Source organism: Gracilimonas halophila (assembly GCF_042684365.1).
Lineage (GTDB): Bacteria > Bacteroidota > Rhodothermia > Balneolales > Balneolaceae > Gracilimonas > Gracilimonas halophila.
The window spans coordinates 137,910-157,201 of sequence record NZ_JBHULI010000022.1; the positions used below are offsets into that span (position 1 = coordinate 137,910).

Annotated in this window: 15 protein-coding genes; 11 read left to right on the forward strand and 4 right to left on the reverse strand. The window is 42.5% G+C overall.

The window, feature by feature from the left end; translation table 11 throughout:
- Positions 1-3 precede the first annotated feature (3 nt).
- The 6 genes from cysQ to ACFSVN_RS05710 all read left to right on the forward strand — a co-directional run bounded on the left by cysQ (position 4) and on the right by ACFSVN_RS05710 (position 6,747).
- The gene (gene cysQ, locus ACFSVN_RS05685) at positions 4-771 is read left to right on the forward strand and encodes a 3'(2'),5'-bisphosphate nucleotidase CysQ (protein WP_390299876.1); all 768 of its coding nucleotides are present in this window, start codon (positions 4-6) and stop codon (positions 769-771) included.
- A gap of 104 nt (positions 772-875) precedes the next feature.
- A complete protein-coding gene (cysD, locus tag ACFSVN_RS05690; protein WP_390299879.1) occupies positions 876-1,784 on the forward strand; it encodes a sulfate adenylyltransferase subunit CysD in 909 nt (302 codons plus the stop codon).
- 78 nt (positions 1,785-1,862) lie between these two features.
- A complete protein-coding gene (locus ACFSVN_RS05695) occupies positions 1,863-2,264 on the forward strand; it encodes a four helix bundle protein (RefSeq protein WP_390299882.1) in 402 nt (133 codons plus the stop codon).
- A 112-nt stretch (positions 2,265-2,376) separates the two neighbouring features.
- On the forward strand, positions 2,377-4,224 hold the full coding sequence (gene cysN / locus ACFSVN_RS05700) for a sulfate adenylyltransferase subunit CysN (protein ID WP_390300158.1): 1,848 nt from the start codon (positions 2,377-2,379) through the stop codon (positions 4,222-4,224).
- Positions 4,225-4,310: 86 nt separating this feature from the next.
- Positions 4,311-5,528 carry a Wzz/FepE/Etk N-terminal domain-containing protein gene (locus ACFSVN_RS05705; protein ID WP_390299885.1) on the forward strand — a complete coding sequence of 406 codons (1,218 nt, stop codon included), beginning with the start codon at positions 4,311-4,313 and terminating at the stop codon, positions 5,526-5,528.
- Between the two features lie 46 nt (positions 5,529-5,574).
- Complete coding sequence (locus ACFSVN_RS05710) at positions 5,575-6,747, forward strand: nucleotide sugar dehydrogenase (RefSeq protein ID WP_390299888.1); 1,173 nt, start codon at positions 5,575-5,577, stop codon at positions 6,745-6,747.
- A gap of 3 nt (positions 6,748-6,750) precedes the next feature.
- Here ACFSVN_RS05710 and ACFSVN_RS05715 read toward each other — a convergent pair whose 3' ends face one another.
- Positions 6,751-7,413 carry a WbqC family protein gene (locus ACFSVN_RS05715; protein WP_390299891.1) on the reverse strand — a complete coding sequence of 221 codons (663 nt, stop codon included), beginning with the start codon at positions 7,411-7,413 and terminating at the stop codon, positions 6,751-6,753.
- Between the two features lie 134 nt (positions 7,414-7,547).
- Between ACFSVN_RS05715 and gltX the strand changes: the two genes are divergently transcribed.
- Positions 7,548-9,026: a glutamate--tRNA ligase gene (gltX, locus tag ACFSVN_RS05720; RefSeq protein ID WP_390299894.1), complete on the forward strand. Its 1,479-nt coding sequence runs from the start codon at positions 7,548-7,550 to the stop codon at positions 9,024-9,026.
- Between the two features lie 76 nt (positions 9,027-9,102).
- Here the strand turns inward: gltX and ACFSVN_RS05725 are convergent, their stop codons facing one another.
- Positions 9,103-10,848, reverse strand: a complete 1,746-nt coding sequence (locus tag ACFSVN_RS05725; RefSeq protein ID WP_390299897.1) for a M14 family metallopeptidase — start codon at positions 10,846-10,848, stop codon at positions 9,103-9,105.
- A gap of 8 nt (positions 10,849-10,856) precedes the next feature.
- Complete coding sequence (locus ACFSVN_RS05730) at positions 10,857-12,503, reverse strand: M14 family metallopeptidase (protein WP_390299900.1); 1,647 nt, start codon at positions 12,501-12,503, stop codon at positions 10,857-10,859.
- A gap of 287 nt (positions 12,504-12,790) precedes the next feature.
- Here ACFSVN_RS05730 and ACFSVN_RS05735 point away from each other — a divergent pair, with 287 nt between their 5' ends.
- Both ACFSVN_RS05735 and ACFSVN_RS05740 read left to right on the forward strand, forming a co-directional pair.
- The gene (locus ACFSVN_RS05735; RefSeq protein ID WP_390299902.1) at positions 12,791-14,506 is read left to right on the forward strand and encodes a Na+/H+ antiporter NhaC family protein; all 1,716 of its coding nucleotides are present in this window, start codon (positions 12,791-12,793) and stop codon (positions 14,504-14,506) included.
- 282 nt (positions 14,507-14,788) lie between these two features.
- On the forward strand, positions 14,789-14,986 hold the full coding sequence (locus ACFSVN_RS05740; RefSeq protein WP_390299905.1) for a hypothetical protein: 198 nt from the start codon (positions 14,789-14,791) through the stop codon (positions 14,984-14,986).
- Here the strand turns inward: ACFSVN_RS05740 and ACFSVN_RS05745 are convergent, their stop codons facing one another.
- Positions 14,987-15,757, reverse strand: a complete 771-nt coding sequence (locus ACFSVN_RS05745; RefSeq protein WP_390299907.1) for an NRDE family protein — start codon at positions 15,755-15,757, stop codon at positions 14,987-14,989.
- An 82-nt stretch (positions 15,758-15,839) separates the two neighbouring features.
- Here ACFSVN_RS05745 and ACFSVN_RS05750 point away from each other — a divergent pair, with 82 nt between their 5' ends.
- Positions 15,840-18,452, forward strand: a complete 2,613-nt coding sequence (locus ACFSVN_RS05750; RefSeq protein ID WP_390299910.1) for a PP2C family protein-serine/threonine phosphatase — start codon at positions 15,840-15,842, stop codon at positions 18,450-18,452.
- A gap of 171 nt (positions 18,453-18,623) precedes the next feature.
- On the forward strand, positions 18,624-19,280 hold the full coding sequence (locus ACFSVN_RS05755) for a metal-dependent transcriptional regulator (protein ID WP_390299914.1): 657 nt from the start codon (positions 18,624-18,626) through the stop codon (positions 19,278-19,280).
- Positions 19,281-19,292: the final 12 nt, after the last annotated feature.

Here is a 19,292-nt window from a genome sequence, read left to right on the forward strand (position 1 = left end):
TGAATGCTAAACCGAGTCATCAAGACAGCAGAAGAGGCGGGGCAAAAAATTTTAGAATTTTATCATACAGAGATTGAAGTGATCACAAAAGATGACCACTCTCCTCTTACCAAAGCAGACTTGGCTGCTCATCATATAATTGTGGACTCACTGAAGGAACTTGATCCCAATACACCTGTTATCTCAGAAGAATCAGGTATTCCTGATTTTGAGGAACGCAGGGAATGGGACCGCTTTTGGCTGGTTGATCCATTGGATGGAACCAAGGAATTTATCAAAAAAAATGGAGAGTTTACCGTAAACATAGCCTTGATTGAAAAGAGTAAGCCGGTTTTGGGGGTCGTGTATGTACCGGCCTATGATATGATGTATTACGGTGAACAAAGTATCGGTTCCTTTAAGAGAGAAGCGGATGAAAAAGCAGTGAAACTGGAAACAAGCACATTTGAAGCTCCGGGAAAAGCACGTATCGTCGTAAGCAGGTCTCATGGAGATGATACTACAGTGAAGAAATTGAAGAATTTAGGAATCGAAGTTAGTGAAGAGGTCCCTTCAGGAAGTTCCATAAAATTTTGTTTGGTTGCAGAGGGGAAAGCTGATCTCTATCCGAGACTAGGTCCCACCATGGAGTGGGATACTGCAGCCGCAGATGCTGTATATAGGTACTCCTCAAAAAAGGGAGAAAAATACTCTCCTTTGAGCTATAACAAAGAATCCTTTAAAAACCCGTATTTTTTACTTGGATTGGATACATTTATGGAGTTAAAGTAATTAATACCGACCCGAACGATTTTTTTGAATAATTAAAGATGTTGAACTAATTCAACTATTGAAAAGAACAAATAATACCCTGAATCTCGTCCAACTATAGCATAATGAGTGAACGAAAAAAACAATCGCATCTTAAAGACCTGGAAGACGAAGGGATCTACGTAATGAGAGAAGTAGCGGCTCAGTTTGAGCGGCCGGTGTTACTTTTTTCAGGTGGAAAGGACTCCATCGTTATGTTTCATCTGGCGTTGAAGGCTTTTCATCCAGGTAAAGTCCCCTTCCCTCTCATGCATATTGATACCGGTCATAATTTTCCGGAGACCATTGAGTTTCGCGATAAACTGGTCGAAAAATATGGGGTTGAACTAATCGTGGGAAGTGTGCAGGATTCTATTGATGCCGGTGATGTAGAAGAAGAAACCGGACCGGATGCAAGCAGGAATGCCCTTCAAACCAGAACTTTATTAGATACACTGAAGAAACATCAGGTGGATGCTGCACTTGGCGGCGGTCGTCGTGATGAGGAAAAGGCGCGCGCCAAGGAACGGTTCTTTTCACACCGTGATGTGTTTGGCCAGTGGGATCCAAAAAATCAGCGACCTGAGTTGTGGAATCTTTTTAATGGACGCAAGAAGCCCGGCGAGAATTTTCGCGTGTTCCCAATCAGTAATTGGACCGAGATGGATGTGTGGCAATACATCGCCCAGGAAAAGATCGAGATCCCAAGCCTATACTTCGCCCACAAGCGAAAAGTATTCGACCGAAGAGGCGTATGGTTGGCTGACACAGAGTTCGTAAACCGCATGGAGGACGAAGAATTGGAAACCAGAACGGTTCGCTTTAGAACAATCGGAGATGCTACTTGTACAGGAGCAGTAGAGTCTGATGCATCTAACCTGGAAGAGATCATCCAAGAAGTAGCAGCTGCACGTCAAACCGAGCGTGGTAATCGCCACGACGACAAGCGCAGCGAAACGGCCATGGAAGACAGAAAGCGACAAGGATATTTCTAAAGAGTTATGAGTTTTTAGTGTTTAGTTTTGAGTTGCATTTCAAGTCAAAGAAAAATTTTTGTAAGGAATCAGTTTTAAATGGCTCTTACTTGGAAAAGACTAACAAAACTTATGATGATGAAAAATCAAGGGCCTATTTACATTAAAAGTTTTGAATTTGCCATAAGCATAATCAAACTATATAAATCATTGACCGGATGTAATGAATTTGTGATATCTAAACAGTTGCTAAGATCTGGAACAGCGATAGGAGCAAATGTTAATGAAGCGACTGCCGCTGAATCAAGAAATGATTTTAAGCACAAGATGTCGATTGCATCTAAAGAAGCCAGAGAAACTTTATACTGGCTTAGATTATTGAAGGAAGGAGAATTAGTTGATCTGAAAATTGATCATGAACTAGCTGATTGCATTGAGTTAGTGAAGATACTGACGTCTATCGTTAAGACAACCACGAAGAACTCAACACAAAAGAATTAACACAATAAAAATTCCGGACATGTCCGGCCATCTTATGAGCAACGAACCATTAAACACTAAAAACTCAAAACTAAAAACTGCAGACGATGAGTCTGGCAGTAAATATCTTGATATGGACTTGCTCCGGTTTACGACAGCCGGAAGTGTGGATGATGGTAAAAGTACATTGATCGGACGGCTTTTCTATGATTCTAAATCTATTTTTGAGGATCAAATGGAGGCCATTGAGAAGTCCAGTAAAAGCAGCGGGGAAGAAGATGTGAACCTGGCTTTACTGACTGATGGGTTGAAAGCCGAGCGCGAGCAAAAGATCACTATTGATGTTGCCTATCGCTACTTTGCTACCCCAAAGCGAAAGTTCATTATTGCAGATACCCCCGGCCATACTCAATACACTCGAAATATGGTTACCGGCGCTTCCACAGCGGATCTTGCGGTGATTCTTGTCGATGCCTCCAAAGGATTACTTACCCAGTCACGCCGACATGCTTTTATCTCATCATTACTTCGTATTCCACATCTGGTGGTGGCTGTAAATAAAATGGACCTGGTGGATTATAGTGAAAGCGTGTTCGATGAGATTGTATCTGAATTTCGTGCGTTTGCTAAGAAATTGAATGTCAGTGATGTAACCTACATACCAATTTCAGCTTTGAAAGGAGACAATGTTGTAGATAAAAGTGAGAATACCGATTGGTACAATGGTTCCACTCTGCTGCATCATCTCGAAACGGTGAAGGTGGATGCCGATGAAAACATTATAGACTTTCGATTACCTGTTCAGTACGTAATTCGCCCCAACCAAAATTTCCGTGGTTTTTCTGGAAGAATAGCATCCGGACATGTTCGTCCCGGTGATGAGATAACGGTACTGCCTTCCGGTTTGAGTTCCAGAGTCAAGAAGATCGTAACACGTGACGAAGATCTTGATATTGCTTATCCGGGGGAATCCGTGACGCTTACCATCGAAGATGAGATCGATATTTCCCGGGGGGATATGATCGTTCGGAAAGATAACGTACCTACGGTCCGTAACGATTTTGAAGCCTACGTCTGCTGGATGAGTGAAAAACCGATGGAAACAGCCAAGCAATACATCCTTCAGCATACCACGCACACCACACAGGTTTTTGTCCAAGAATTGGTGTACCGGATGAATGTGGATTCCTTGAATCGTGAAGATGCAGATAAACTGAGCCTCAATGAAATTGGACGAGTTAAGCTAAAAACTTCACAACCCTTGTTCTTTGATGCTTATCAGATCAATAAAAAAACAGGCAGCTTTATCATTATCGATCCGGCTACCAATGTTACGGTAGGTGCAGGGATGATGCGTGCCGGTTCAACGGTTTCAAAGGAGACCAAAACTAATCGCTTACCACACTCTCCTGATGTTGTCTGGGAACCATGGAACATCTCCCGTGAAGAACGTGAAAAGCGAAACGGACACAAAGCTCAATTGCTGTGGCTGACAGGAATTTCAGGGGCTGGAAAGAGCACCATCGCTAAGGAAGTTGAGAAACGATTATGGGAGTCCGGAAAACAAACCATGTTATTAGATGGAGACCAAGTGCGCCACGGTTTGAATGGTGATCTTGGGTTCAGCCCTTCTGACCGAGCCGAAAATATACGCAGGATAGGTCATGTCGCTCGTCTGTTCTTTGAACACGGAAATATTGTGATCTGTACTTTTGTTTCACCCTATCGTGAAGACCGGGATATGGTTAAAAGCCTTTTCCCTGAAGGTGATTTCAAAGAGATCCATATCACTTGTGATTCGAAAACGGCACAGGAACGAGATCCTAAAGGACTTTATGAAAAAGCCGAAAAAGGGGAGATCACAGGGCTTACCGGTTATGATGCCGATCATGAAGACCCGAAAGACCCGGCGCTTGTCATCAACACCGATGAACGTTCAGTAGAAGAAGCTGTGGAAGAAATACTGAATCTGATATCGTAAAAACAACCCACAATTTCAAACTAAAACCTCTCTTTATATACAATCACAAACTTCGTATTATCATTGATTAATAAAATCCAGGAATTGTGAGCGAAGAAAAAAATTCAAATCAGGGTGACAACGGGGATTCAAAGCCCGGAAAGAAAAATCATAACGAAGACTTTCCTATTCAGGAATACAGACTAGTGCCGGCCGACCAGAGCTATGAAGGATATGAAGAGGATGAGATCGATCTCATTGAACTGGCTAAGACCATTTGGGATAACCGGAAAACAATCTATCGATTTGTAACCGTAGGAATTATCTTGGGAGTACTAGTTGCCCTGTTAAGTCCTAAAGAATATGTTAGTGATGCCACACTGATGCCTGAATACAATACTGAAAGTGGAGGTGGGGCCTCAGGTTTGTTGCAGCAATATGGGGGATTGCTGGGAATTAGTGGTGGAGGCAGTTATAACTCCGCCAGCAATGCCATTCGGGTAGATCTCTACCCACAGATCGTTCAAAGTCTTTCTTTTCAGACAAGCCTGATGAATAAGGAATTCACCTATCCGGAATACGATACTACGGCGACCCTCTATGAGTATTTTATGGAGATTCATTCTTCGGGGGCATTGGCATCTGTTAAAAGATATACCATCGGACTTCCTTTTACGATTCTCGGTGCCCTGAGGGGAGATCCTGAAGAAGAGATGATTGGTGAAGCGGAGCAAGATCCGGAGATACTGTCTCTGACCAAAGATCAAATGCAGGTCGTTAAAAACCTCAGACAACGTGTTGGGGTGAGCTTGAATGAGGAAACAGGGATCGTTACGGTGAATGTAAGAATGCCGAATGCAAAGGTAGCTGCGCAAGTTGCTAAATATACCATTGGAGAGCTGACCGAATATCTGGTAGAATATAGAACCGAAAAAGTACTACGCGATCTGGAATTTGTGGAAAGTCAGTTGATCAAGGCAGAAGAACGTTTTGAAGAAGCCCAGTTAGCCCTTGCTGAATTCACGGATAGCAACCAGGGAAACCTGACTGCCCGAGCCCGAACGGAACAACAACGCCTGCAGTCAGAATATGATGTAGCCTTTAATTTATACAATAGCCTGACACAGCAATATGAGCAGGCCCGACTCAAAGTACAAGAAGAAACGCCGGTATTTAAAGTCTTGCAACCGGTACAGGTTCCTGTGGAAGATGAAACCAGTGGGTTCATGATCCTGATCGTTTTTGTGATGTTAAGTGGGATAGCCAGTATCGGATGGATTTTTATTCGACAGTTTCTTGAAAACAATCCCTTCAAGTCGGAATAATTTTACAAACTATCTTAAGAGAAATTAAGACCAAAAAGATCAGTATATGAAAATTGCCGTAGCCGGAACCGGATATGTAGGAATGTCCTTAGCTGTATTATTATCACAGCACCATGAAGTGGTGGCTCTCGATATCGTTGAAGAAAAGGTAAAACTCATTAACAACAAGAAGTCACCAATTACTGATACAGAGATAGAACAGTATTTAAAGGAAAAGGACCTTGATCTTACGGCCACCTTAGATAAAGAAAAAGCGTATTCAGGGGCTGATTTTGTGATCATAGCAACCCCAACAAATTATGATCCGGATACCAATAAATTCAATACACGATCCGTAGAGGCTGTCATAAAAGACGTGATGGATATCAATCCGGAAGCCGTAATGGTAATAAAGTCAACCATTCCTGTTGGTTATGTAAATGAAGCTAAGCAAAAGTTCGGTACTGAAAATTTAATTTTCTCACCTGAGTTCCTTCGTGAAGGGCAGGCGTTGTATGATAATTTATACCCTTCTCGCGTTGTGGTCGGTGAGCGCTCCGGGAGGGCTAAAATGTTCGCAGGTTTATTAGTTGAAGGAGCTGCAAAACCTGAAGATGAAATCCCGGTTCTTTATACAGACAGTACTGAAGCAGAGGCGATCAAGCTTTTCTCAAATACCTACCTTGCTATGAGGGTAGCTTACTTCAACGAGCTTGATTCTTACTGTGAAACACATGATCTGAGTAGTGAACAGGTAATTCAGGGTGTTGGGCTTGATCCCCGTATTGGAGATCATTACAACAACCCTTCTTTTGGTTATGGCGGGTATTGCCTCCCGAAAGACACCAAGCAGCTACTCGCTAATTTTGAGGATGTACCGAATAACCTCATCAAAGCCATTGTGGATGCTAATACCACCCGTAAAGATTTCATAGCCCGGCAGATCTGGAAAAATGACCCAAAAGTTGTTGGAGTATACCGACTGGTGATGAAGCAAGGGTCCGATAATTTCCGACAAAGTGCTATTCAGGGAATCATGAAGAGGATCAAAGCCAAAGGTATTGAGGTGGTTGTATATGAGCCATACCTGGATCAGGAAGAATTTTATCACTCAAGAGTGATCAAAGATCTGGATGAGTTCAAGAAGATATCCGAAGTGATCGTTGCCAATCGTATGGTAGATGAGATCAAGGATGTAAAGGACAAAGTGTATACAAGGGATCTTTTCGGGAATAACTAAGGACTAAAAACCCAATACTGAGAAACTCTCTTTTCCTTTATTGAAAAGCAGATCTAATACACTGCATCCCGGAAGGAAGCTATCTCCCAATTGATTGTATCTGGGGTGGGATTTCTCATCAAAAACGGTATTGGCATCATCACTAAGCCACTGGTAATTTTTTGAATCCTGTTCCTGAAATAAGATATCTGCACCCACTCTTTCAGCAAAGATATCGGGATTCGGATCAAACTCAGGAATTGTACTCGCAAGCTGAAATTCAATCTTGAACTCAAGAAAGTGCTGCAGGCTATCAAAGAAGTAGATATTAAAGTCGATTAGTTTCTCAAATTCTGTAGCTCTTCGAATCTCGAATTCTAATTCCTCTGCAAAGAAATCGTACCAGGTTGCTTCAGAATAATTGTGGTGAAGGGCATTCCAGAATGGATCGATCCAGTCTTCAGAATGCTCAATGCGGACTTCCGAGATCGATTTTTTTTTATCCTCGGTCTTGATCGGAATATTGACCCATTGCAATCCCTGCTCTCCTTTGATAGCTGCCCGATGTGTTCTTCCTTTGCGCGACCATTGCTCTAGGTCGTTCCAAACCACCATGTCGGCCTTAAGCATAGCTGAAAGGTCATATAAGTTCGGAGCAAATTGAGGTTGAAGAAGGGCTAAGCGCAATGTTGATTCTGTGAATTTTGAAAGTTGAATGGAAACTTAGCCATTTCAACATTCAAAATTTAGCATTTAAAATTTCTTATCTTTAGGAACTGAAAATTTTAGAATTGGAAACCTTACAAAAAAAGAGAAATTAAATGAGCGTTCGCGTACGATTTGCGCCTTCACCAACCGGATTTTTACACATTGGCGGATTAAGAACCGCACTTTATAACTATTTATTTGCCCGACATAATGAGGGAACTTTTGTTCTTCGTATCGAGGATACCGATCAATCCCGATATGTAGAAGATGCCGAGCAGGATATCATCGACTCCCTGGAATGGGCAGGTATGGAAATTGATGAAGGCCCCGGAAAAGGCGGTGATTTTGGTCCCTACCGACAAAGTGAGCGTAAAGACATTTACCATAAATATGCGGAGCAATTGGTAGAGTCAGGGCATGCTTACTATGCTTTTGATACGGTTGAGGAAATTGATGAGATGCGGGAGCGTTTGATGAAGTCCGGCAACCCGTCTCCAAAGTATGACTCTATCACCCGTCAATCGATGAAGAACAGCCTCACACTTTCTAAGGATGAGGTTGAAAAGCGAATGAGAAACGGTGATGAATATGTGGTTCGTCTTAAGGTTCCCCGTAAAGAGAATGTACGGTTTGAAGATGAGATCCGCGGTAATGTATCTTTTGATACTGAAGGCCTTGATGATCAAGTACTGCTGAAATCAGATGGAATGCCGACCTATCACCTGGCAAATGTGGTGGATGATCACACCATGGAGATCACGCATGTGATTCGCGGGGAAGAGTGGCTGAGCAGTACACCAAAACATATTCTGCTTTATAATGCATTCGGGTGGGAACCACCTACAATGGCTCATTTGCCGCTGATCATGAGTCCAAGTGGAGGGAAGCTTTCCAAGCGTAAAGCTGAGAGCGAGGGAATCCCTGTAAACACCAAGGATTATATTTCCGGTAATTACGAACCGGATGCATTGGTTAATTTTCTGGCTTACCTGGGATGGAGCCCCGGCGACGATTCCGAGATTCACGACATGAAAGAATTGTGCGACCTGTTTACACTTGATCGTGTGAGTAAAGGCGGAGCAGTGTTCAACTACAAGAAATTGATGTGGTATAATGAAAACTACATTCGAGAGCATTCTGTTGAAGAATTGAAGCCGCGTGTTCAAGCATTGTTTGAAGAATCTAAATTTGAGATTCCAAGCGATGAGTTTTTGTCACATGTTGTAGAGTTGTTACATGAACGCGTATCCAGAATTGATGAATTTGTAAGCATGGGCGCGTTCTTTTTTGAGGAGCCTAAAGAGTATGATGAAAATGCACTCAAAAAATGGAAAGATGACAGCCCCGTTATCCTGAAAGCATATCGGGATAAAATTGAGCAGCTTTCCGAAGAGGAATTCGAAGCCGTTACGCTGAAGGACAAGATCAAAGAAACCATTGAAGAGCATGAAGTAGGCTTTGGTAAATTAATGATGCCACTTCGTATCGCAGTAAGCGGACAGGGTTTTGGACCTGATCTAACCCCTGCTCTTGAGCTCATTGGTAAAGAAGAAGTGCTTAGGCGAATTGATACTGCCATTGAAAGATTGTAGCCCAATTTTATCCAATAAAAAAGGGAGCCTGAATTCAGGCTCCCTTTTTTTGTTCGTGATATCTTAAGTTAAAAGCCTACTTCCGCTTAGAAACCAATCCGCCTTTTTCACTGTCCACGGTAAAGGTGTAGTTATTTCCGCCGCTAACGATCCAGCGAACGGTGACTGAATCCATCCCGGGGATGTTGTCCACGGCTATTTTTTCAGGATTGTTCTTTTGTTCCACCGTTTCATTTCGATCGCGATTGGTGACGATCATGCCGGCTTCAACCCGGGCTCCGTCAATACTAATGTAATTCGGACGGGTGATCTTATACTTCAGATCCTGACTGGCATGAGTAGGGATCATACGGGTGTTGGTGATCACTGCTGTTACTTCCTTAAGTCCGCCACCCAGATCTTTTTCTGAGATCTCATCGATCACCAGGTTAGGCGTATGGTATGCGTGGTAAATGGTAAAAGCCATATTACGGTGTGCCATCTGCTCAAGTAGAAATCCGGGATGGGCACGTCCAAAGTTTTTCTTTGTTCCGCCAACTTCGATCTCTCCATACTGAGGGTGGTCAACGGTTTCCCATTCAGTTAGAGCATCATTGAAAAGAAGATGTTTGTTGAACTCATACGTATCGGCACTGAAGCGGCCACGACTTTCTTCATTGAACATCTCGAAAGAGGCCCAAAGCTCATTGGTGAATGTAAAAGCACCACGGCTTCCATAAAACCAGTCAAGTTCACCGCCAAATACGGTGTAGAGATCATCATAAACCACCCAATAGTTGTAACCGGGGATAAGACGTTCGCCCATTTCGCCCAGCGCATCATACACCTGTATGTCGGAGCGGTTATAGGTGTCAACATCTTCGGCAGCACCGGGACCACGTAAGATCATACCACCACTGTTATGATAACTTTGAGCGGCTGCAATGTTGGGATGGTCCATCACAAATTCCATAACGGCACGGTTTTCAGGAAGGGAGAACGGGTATTTATGCGCACCGCCCTGAATGTAATCAGGCTGCCATTTCCATCCCCAATCACGGTTGGGATCATAGTAGCCTTCACCGTCTTCATTCACATCGCCATCGCCGTCATTGTCGATGCCCTCATAGCCAAGAAGTTCGTATTCACCGAATTCATCGGGACCAACGCGCTGCATAAATTCCGGGTAATCAGGATGTTCAACAAACTGTCCGCGCGGATTTTTACGTCGCATCATGGTGATGCTGCCATCGCCATTCAGGTCATCGTAGCCATCCTCATTCACTTCCCCATCCAGATCGTTATCGATCGGCTTCATGCCGGAACGGGGTGAACTTGCGGTGTTGGGCGCATCAAAGAAATTCTCACGCCCGTCAGGGTTTATGGTTGGAGCGATGTAAAAGGTCTTTTCATCCAATAACTGTGTGATGAACTCATTCTTCCCATACATCTCGGCTAGATACCATGCCGTGTACAGTGATACTTCCGTACCCTGAATCTCATTGGAGTGAATGTTTCCGTCGATATACATCGCAGGTTTTCGATCTGCATCACCTTCGTTGAAATTGGTGACGGTTAGCAGCCACAGATCTCTACCCTGATACGACTTCCCAATCGATTCTCTTTTTATGAGATTTGGGTGTGCCTCAGCCAATTCGGCTGTGATATCAGAAATTCCCTGATAGTTGTAATATTTGTTCCAGGAGACCTCAACTTTTGGGTTTGCAGGAGATCCTGCTGCCTGGAAAGTTCCTTCTGTGACCTGAGCTTCAGCCGATTGATTTGCGCTGATGCCAAGCCCCATACCTATAAATAATAAAAGAGTGTATTTAATATTCTTCATGGCAATCACTATCTGATCGTTTGTTCTATAGTTGAAATTCCGGTATTCGGTGCTCCGGCAGAAATGCTGAATGAACCGCTTCCGCGAACAAGCCAGCTTTTCTTGACGGTTCCGTCTCCTTCAATGGATTCGATATTCTCGAGTATATCACCACTCACCAGCTCCAGGTTTCCGGAGAGGTTGATCTTGACGACCGTCTCTTTTACCCAATTGGTGCGCTCACCTAACCTTGAAGCAGTGGGCAGAATGCCATTGTTATGAACATCCACTGTGATGCGGGTCAGGTTGCGTCCGGCTTCTTCCATTTTGAAGTTCACTAATTGAATATCAGGCTTCATGCCCGCAAGTTTAATAAGGAAATCGGTATGCGACTGACTTAAAGAATCTACAAGTTCATATGGAGGATTATAACTTACATACGGTTTGATACCACCTACTTCCACCTTTTTACCGGGGAAATCAGGGTGGTCAACTTCCTGCCATTCCACAAAAGCATCGATGTTCTCCTGTTCTGCCCAGGCAAGGAATTTGGCCTCATCGGATTTAAAGCTCATCGGTTTTCCTTCCTCATCCATAACTTCGGGAGTCCACCATCCGGGGGTACTGAAGCTGAATCGGCCATAGTGGAAATAAGCCCACTGGAACAGATCACCTTGTTGTCCGGGTGCATTTGGGGCTCCGGTTAATTTGGTGATGTCGTTATACGTTTTAGAAACTAAACTATTAACCGCCACATCCTCTTCATACCAACCGTCAATGACACGTTTACTAACGGCTCCACGATTAAAGCTCACCGGCTTACTAAGGTTGTTGGAAGGCCCAAAAGTAACCACAGCAAAAACATTGGGGGTTTCTTCATACAAGAAATCCAGAATAGCCCTGGTCTCAACTTGTGAGGCCATATTTTCTCCTGCCCCCGGGGTAAAGTATGGATAATCATAAGTAAAGTTCTTATTGATGTTCACTCCGCCTTCACCGTCTTCATTGAAGTGCCCGTCATTATCATTATCACGTCCTTCAGTGAGCACATGATACAAACCTTTCTCACCTTCAGTGATATCGGCTTTACTCATCAGGCGATCGTCTTCCGGCAACTTGATCCATTTTCCGGTCTCATCTTCCACGCGTATCATGGTAATGAGGTCATCGTTGTTGAGGTCCTCAAAGGGATCTTCATCAAAGGCGTCATCCCGGTCGTCATTTGTAGATATCGTGTTGACATCCCGCTCATATTTCAGATTCGCAAAATAATGCTCAGTTGCATCCGGATTAACTCTTGGAAACACATAGAAGGTAGTGCTCGCCAAAAGTTCCTGAACTTCATCAGAGGATGAATTGGACAGTAATTTTTCTGCAAAAGAAATAGCCAGTTCACTTCCATAGATGTGTGACCCTTTAACACCGCCGATCACCGCAACAGCAGGGTTATCTTCTACATCTCCGCTGCCAATGGTCAATACCCATATATCCCGGCCTTCTGCGGTTTTTGCAAGAGATTGAAGGGAAGCAAGGTTCCCATAATTTGATTCGAGTCGATCTAACCGATCCGACAGTTCATTAAAATTACTGTATGAATTTTGTGCTGAAATAATGGTGAATGAACCAAAAGTCCATATCAATACCATCAACACTGAACGTAGTATCTTATTTTTCATAAAGTGAGATTATTATTCAGATTTTTAAGTTATGAATAGTAACTCCGTAAACCCTGCAATTCAAAGGTCAAACTGTTAAAAGTTACTAAGCGGTAAGGTAGCTAAATAAGGCTTAAATACTATACAGAACTGTAATTGGCCTGTGATCGAGATTATAGTCTGAAAAAAATGTTTATATCAAACTAACAATTCAACACTAAAACTGAGTATTCCCTTTACTTTCAATCTTGGTTTTAACGGAATAGATGTTATTTTCTGAGCGGTTTTAAAAAACAGAAAAACAGTACATGAAAAAGAAAATAGCAGCACTTACCGGAGTTGGTATCATACTAATTTTGGCATCACAGGTGGCTTGGGCAGATGCTCAAACTGCAGAAGCATCATCAGGAATTATCGGAAGCTGGATCAGCATACTTCCGCCACTGATAGCTATTGGAATTGCATTAGCTTTCAGGCAAGTACTTTTTGCTTTATTTTTAGGAATTTGGATGGGAGCATTTCTTGTTGGAGACCTCACATTCGGAGGAATATTCAACAGTTTCTTTGATGCACTGAGCGGCTACATTGTACCGGGAGTTTCAGATCCCGATCGAATGAGTATCGTTGTATTTTCAATTCTGATCGGTGGAATGGTTGGAGTTATCACCGATAACGGAGGAACCCGGGGCGTTATTAAAGGAATCACCCGCTTTGTTAGGACCAAAGTACAAGGTATGGTGGTTACTTCACTTATGGGTTTCGTTGTGTTTTTTGATGATTATGCGAACACCATGGTAGTAGGGAATACCATGCGCCCGCTTACTGATAAACTTCGTATTTCCCGCGCTAAACTGGCTTACCTGGTGGATGCTACTGCAGCTCCCATTGCCACAGTTGCCCTGGTAAGTACGTGGATCGGAGCTATGGTAGGCTTTATTGCAACGGCTCAGGCAGGTATGCCCGACTTTAATGAAGCAGCCTATTCGGTTTTCATCAATTCACTGCCGTATAACTTTTATGCGTTCTTTACGATTCTTTTCGTGATACTTATTGCTTTTTCCGGACGCGATTTTGGCACCATGCTGAAGGCAAGGATCACACTTTATAAGGCCAAGCACGATTCAAAACTAGATAAGTACAACCTGTACAAAGACAAGATCGAAGAGGATGAGGAGAAAAAAAGTGAGTCACATTGGGCCAATGCCGCCATTCCAATTCTAACGCTTGTTTTCGGAACCATAATCGGATTGTTTGTGACCGGTGAAGGAGACTCCATTCAGGCTATTATTGAAACAGCGAACTCTTACGATGCTTTATTATGGGGATCATTAGCATCCGTTGTAGTAGCTATTGCTATGACACTTTCACAAAAACTGCTGGATGTGGAGAAGACACTGGAGGGCATGATGAACGGAATGCATGTTATGTTTGACGGTGTGCTTATCCTGGTGTTAGCATGGGCTTTGAGTGACGTAACGGTAGCGCTCGGAACTGCAGATTATCTTGTTTCTGTATTCGGAGAAACCCTTAACCCATACTGGATGCCTGCTATTGTATTGGTGTTATCTGCGCTAACCGCTTTTGCGACCGGATCAAGTTGGGGGACAATGGGTATCCTGATGCCACTTGTTGTTCCGTTAGGATGGGAAATTGGTACTTCAACAGGTATTCCCACAGAGATGACTCTTGAAGTGATCTATGCAAGTGTAAGTGCGGTGTTAGCCGGTTCTGTTTGGGGAGATCATTGTTCTCCTATTTCTGATACTACGATCCTAAGTTCCATCGCAACACAGTGTGATCATGTTGAGCACGTAAATACTCAATTACCTTATGCCATGGTTGTTGGGGGGCTCAGTATCCTGGCAATGATTAGTGCATTGGTATTGAATATTTCAGTATGGATCATTTACCCGGTAGGGATAGCAGCGATCATCGCTATCATCTATAAATTTGGAAAGATCCCTGATCCGGAAGAATATACGCCCGAAGGTAAAGAAGCTACTATAACAAGCCTGGACGGTTAGACCCCGTTTTTACTGAAATTTTTCAGTTCAGAAAATAATTGACGAATAATTAAGTTGATGTAGATGAACTGCTAATCAATTTTTGGAAGAATGAGAATACTGGTCGGCCTCATCATTGTCTTAGTTTCAGGTTGTAACCAATTTGAGAATTAACAGGTAGTTTCGGAAACTTATGTAGGAGAATGGCATTGGCAAGAAAGTGTTGGAGGAATTGGGGGATGGACTATAAATACAGACTCGGTTGATTACTCCGAGAGCATCACGATAAATCAAAGTAATGAGTTGTATTGGTATCGAGATGGGGAGTTGGTAGAGAAATATATTATCACTGATATTCCTGAAGATACCGACGGTGAGTTACTACTTAAACCTTTACTTGAAAGTTCATCGTTGGAAAAAGTAATAATTGGATCAGAAAACGGCAGGCTGATCATTGGTGATACTTGCTATGATTGCTACATCTATTATTTCAAACGGTGATCAACCATTCACAACAAAATGCTGTTCTGTTTTTAAATCCTTGGTTCCGGGTTCATAGCTTCGTTCAGTAAAATCTATATTTCCTTCTTTATTGATCAGCAGAACTGTAGAACATCGGGATCCATAATTTTCAGACTTGATGAATATGGAGGATACCGTTTTTTCAAGATCTCTTGGGATGCCCGTCACCGGAAGATTTTCTTCAGAAGCTTTGGTTTCATCTTTAAGGAGCTCAAAAAGGCTTTCTTTGTCGATCTTGTTTTTCTGAATAATCTCAGTTAACTGACGGTTTGCAGAATTCACTTTAGGCCATGAGGTGTCAAGTAAAGCGTTACTGATACCGTGAATGCCGTCATTAATATTGGTAACTTTCTTATTCTGATTGGAATAATGATAGAAGCCTTTTGCATCCCAAAGCAGCAGATTGAAGCCATTATACTCTTCCGCCTTCTGTGTGACTTCCTGCAAATAATCCATGGCCGATTTCCCGGACTTCAGATAATTCATTACCAACTCTCCGCGGGTAGGGGGGTCTTTTTTTTGAATTTTAGGATCACGGTAGTTCGTAAGTGTGCCCCACCTTCCATCTTTATGTACGCCCAGCCAGGTTCCTCCCCCTTCAATATCTTTGCCTGCAAGTATATCCGGATGTTTTTCTTCTGTCCAAAATTGAGCTTTTCGGGTAGGACGCCCATAAAATTCATCCCGATTTCCAGCTAAAATCAGATTATATTTGGGATGATGATTGTAAGCAAAAGTAATTAAGCACATAAAATTAATCGGTAGATTTCGATATTTCCTTGAATCTAAGCATATTCATGAAACCTAATCCAAGTTTTTCGTAGAGTACAACATGCAGAAGAGCAAAGAACTCTTTAGGGACTTATTAATACTTCTATTCGGACTTGCCGGAATAGTCTGGTTTTTCTATTCGTTTTCGGTAATGCATCCACTAACTATCGAAGAACTCACCCATCCAAAAGATCGGATCGTTGAAAAAGCGGATTCCGTATTCCAGAGCTGGCAGTTTAAACCGGTTGAGTTTCACCCTCAGGTAAATTTTGATGTATCCGGGAGTGTAATTGATTCCCTGCAAAAAAAATGGGGAGTCACAGAGTTTAAACGACAAGTAGTGGATTCTGAATTTCTAAATAATTTACCACTTATAAGGTGGGAGGTATCAGAATTCAACACAGAAAATGAAGAAACTGAGATCGAAGCTAATGTAGGATTAACTCCCGATGGGCGTGTGGTCAGTTTCTCAGTTAATACTGAGTTAATTGCGAGTCAGCGGCCTTTTAACAGGTATGCGGTGCGACATGTTTTCCAGGACCAGGTAGAAAATTACAGTCGTGGGTTAGAAGATTCACTTATTACCGGCTTAACTGATTATCAGCATTTCACATCCGGTTCACAAAGCAGTAATGAGCAGGAAGGAAGAATTATAGATCGGCTTAGAGAACTAAGAGGAGAAGACGAAGCCCGTTATTACTCGATGGATAATATCTGGAACCTAACAGAATTTTATTTGAACCGAACTGTATGGCGAAATTATGATCTGGTTCAAGATTCTGTCAGGATCATGGATGAAGGAGGAGTTCGTTTTGCACGTACATTTTTTAATGTACAAGATTCTCTTTCCGACATCAGGGTAGACATTACCATGGATGTGATGCCGGCAGGTTCTATCAAATCTCTGGATTTTACCATTTCCCCGGCTCTTTCTGCAGGTGATAATACCTTTACAGATATCCTGGAAAGTGTTTCCCTTTTCCTCATTTTAACTTTCGCCATTTGGTTGCTATTTGTGTTTTATCTGCGGATAAAAGCTCGTGCCATCGATACTAAGCCAGCTATGATCATAGCCGTAGTGGCAGGTTTTATTGTCCCGGGATTTTGGGTACTCCAGTTCATCTATGACTTAGGTTTCATCTTTGGTAGTACCGGAACCGATCAGATCTTAAATGGTTTAATGGCGATCGCGGTTCTGGGCGCGATCAGTGCGGTAGGATTTTTTGTAATGACAGCGGTCAGTGATTCCATAACCCGACAATATTGGCCCGAGAAATTGAAGACATGGGATTTAGTTCGTCGCGGACTCTTCGTGAATAAACCGGTTGGCCGGGGAATTATTAATGCGATTAGCCTTGGGGGATTTTTAGCTGGTTCAGTTGGCCTCTTTTTAATACTTATTCCGGGCTCATACATTTCTGCAGATACCGGTTTAATATCAGATAATTATTTTCTTCCTTCTATTGCAAACCTGATGGTTACTGCAATGATGGTGTTAGTAATTGTAGTTCCGATCTTTCTCATAATTGGTAATCAAGTTAAAGGTGTAGTAAAAAGAGAGTGGGTGATCCCGGTTTTAAGTGCATTTTTATTTGGATTGATAGATTTCCTTCCGTTTTCTATTGAACCGGATCTTATAGACCGGGCCATGAGAGTAGTGTTTGGTCTTATTCTCGGCTATTTCTATATCCGATACGATATTCTCACCATTGTATTTGGCTTTTTTATCTTTTTAAATCTTCTTTCAACATCTAAAGGATGGGTTATAGCGGGTTCCCCTGACGCTAATGCTTTTTACCTTTTTGTCCTGGTAGTTCTCACGCTATCCGGACTAGGAGTTTATTTTATTATAAAGGGGACCGACCGTAAAGAGCTTCCCGAATATGTACCAACTTACATTGTAGAGCAGGCAAAAGAACAGCGTTTAAAGCAAGAACTTTCCATTGCGCGAGTGGTACAGCAAACCTTTCTTCCGTCCAAGATCCACCATCTTCCCGGAATAGATATAGCCGGTGTTTGTATTCCTGCCCAGGAAACCGGTGGTGATTATTATGATATGATCTCACTCGGAGAGCAGCGGACAGCTATAGCCATTGGAGATGTGAGTGGGAAGGGTATTCGTGCCGCATTCTATATGACATTCACAAAAGGAGTACTTCACAGTTTAAGTGCTCTGATCTTATCTCCGGTAGAATTATTGAATCAACTGAATAGATTGTTCAAAGAAAATGCCACAAGAGGAACATTCATTTCTATGATCTATGGAATACTGGAAGCCGATAAGCGCAAATTCACCTTTGCGAGGGCCGGACATAATCCTATGCTTGTGGTTAAGAACAATGGAGATACCGAATGGCTTAAACCGGATGGTGTAGGAATAGGTGTGACGAATGGGGATAATTTTCTGAAATGTACTCAGGAAGCCAGCTTAAAACTAAAAGAAGGAGATGTGGTGATCCTTTACACAGATGGTATTACTGAAATGTTGAATTCAGGTAATCATTTCTATGGGGAAGATAGATTGGAGAGGTTGGTAAAAGGAGTTCGAAAAGCATCCTCAGAAAAGATTCTGGAGATCATCGTGGATGATGTAAATGAGTTTAAAGGGATGGCCAGACAGCATGATGATATGACGCTCGTAATTATTAAAGCTGATGCTTCCGTAAATCAGTAATGTGTCTGATGATTCTTCAGGTTCCACACGCTCTGCGTTATAACTTATCTCTTTTTAAGTTTTCCATAGCCTTTCCAGGTATCAATGCCCATAAAGAAGTTTTCAGCAAGAATTCCCTTAATATCTTCACAGGCAATTCGTATTATTGGCTGAACTAATAAAGTATTTAATATGAGTCTCAGTCAGTCGGTAGAAGATTATTTAAAGGCGATTTATGTGTTGCAGTCAGAAGGAGAAGCTGCAAGTACCACAAATATTGCGAAAGCGCTCGATGTTTCATCGGCATCAGTTACAAACATGTTGAAGCGACTGGCTAAGATGCAGCTATTGGAACATGAATCCTATAAAGGGGCTAAGCTTACGCCTGCAGGAAGTAAAATTGCACTTGAAGTTCTTCGTCATCATAGATTGTTGGAATTGTATCTGAAGGATGTGATGGGGTATTCCTGGGATGAAGTTCATGATGAGGCTGAAAATCTTGAACACCATATTTCAGAACAGTTTGAGGACCGTATAGCTGAATTATTGAATCACCCTACCCACGACCCTCATGGAGATCCTATTCCCACAAAAGACGGAGTGATGCCGGAAATGGCCCAGCTTTCAATTTTAGAAGCAGACGAAGGTGTTTCCTATATTATTGGAAGGGTAAAAGATCAGGACCCGGAATTACTTCGCTATCTCGAAAAGATCGGGGTGATACCCGGAGTAAAGATCGAAGTGATTGAAAAGACCCCATTTCAGGGTCCGGTTAAAATTCAGATCGAAGAGAGGGAAGAGCAGGTATTGGGTTTTGCAGTTGCCAGCGAAGTGTATCTGGTAGAATAATAAAGCATTTAG

Excerpts from the sequence above, each read along its gene's own strand:
- ACFSVN_RS05730 (WP_390299900.1), bottom strand. The coding sequence starts at position 12,503 with ATGAAAAATAAGATACTACGTTCAGTGTTGATGGTATTGATATGGACT.
- ACFSVN_RS05695 (WP_390299882.1), top strand. The coding sequence starts at position 1,863 with ATGGCTCTTACTTGGAAAAGACTAACAAAACTTATGATGATGAAAAAT.
- ACFSVN_RS05745 (WP_390299907.1), bottom strand. The coding sequence starts at position 15,757 with ATGTGCTTAATTACTTTTGCTTACAATCATCATCCCAAATATAATCTG.
- ACFSVN_RS05735 (WP_390299902.1), top strand. The coding sequence starts at position 12,791 with ATGAAAAAGAAAATAGCAGCACTTACCGGAGTTGGTATCATACTAATT.
- ACFSVN_RS05710 (WP_390299888.1), top strand. The coding sequence starts at position 5,575 with ATGAAAATTGCCGTAGCCGGAACCGGATATGTAGGAATGTCCTTAGCT.
- cysQ (WP_390299876.1), top strand. The coding sequence starts at position 4 with ATGCTAAACCGAGTCATCAAGACAGCAGAAGAGGCGGGGCAAAAAATT.
- gltX (WP_390299894.1), top strand. The coding sequence starts at position 7,548 with ATGAGCGTTCGCGTACGATTTGCGCCTTCACCAACCGGATTTTTACAC.
- cysN (WP_390300158.1), top strand. The coding sequence starts at position 2,377 with ATGGACTTGCTCCGGTTTACGACAGCCGGAAGTGTGGATGATGGTAAA.
- cysD (WP_390299879.1), top strand. The coding sequence starts at position 876 with ATGAGTGAACGAAAAAAACAATCGCATCTTAAAGACCTGGAAGACGAA.
- ACFSVN_RS05750 (WP_390299910.1), top strand. The coding sequence starts at position 15,840 with ATGCAGAAGAGCAAAGAACTCTTTAGGGACTTATTAATACTTCTATTC.
- ACFSVN_RS05755 (WP_390299914.1), top strand. The coding sequence starts at position 18,624 with ATGAGTCTCAGTCAGTCGGTAGAAGATTATTTAAAGGCGATTTATGTG.
- ACFSVN_RS05725 (WP_390299897.1), bottom strand. The coding sequence starts at position 10,848 with ATGAAGAATATTAAATACACTCTTTTATTATTTATAGGTATGGGGCTT.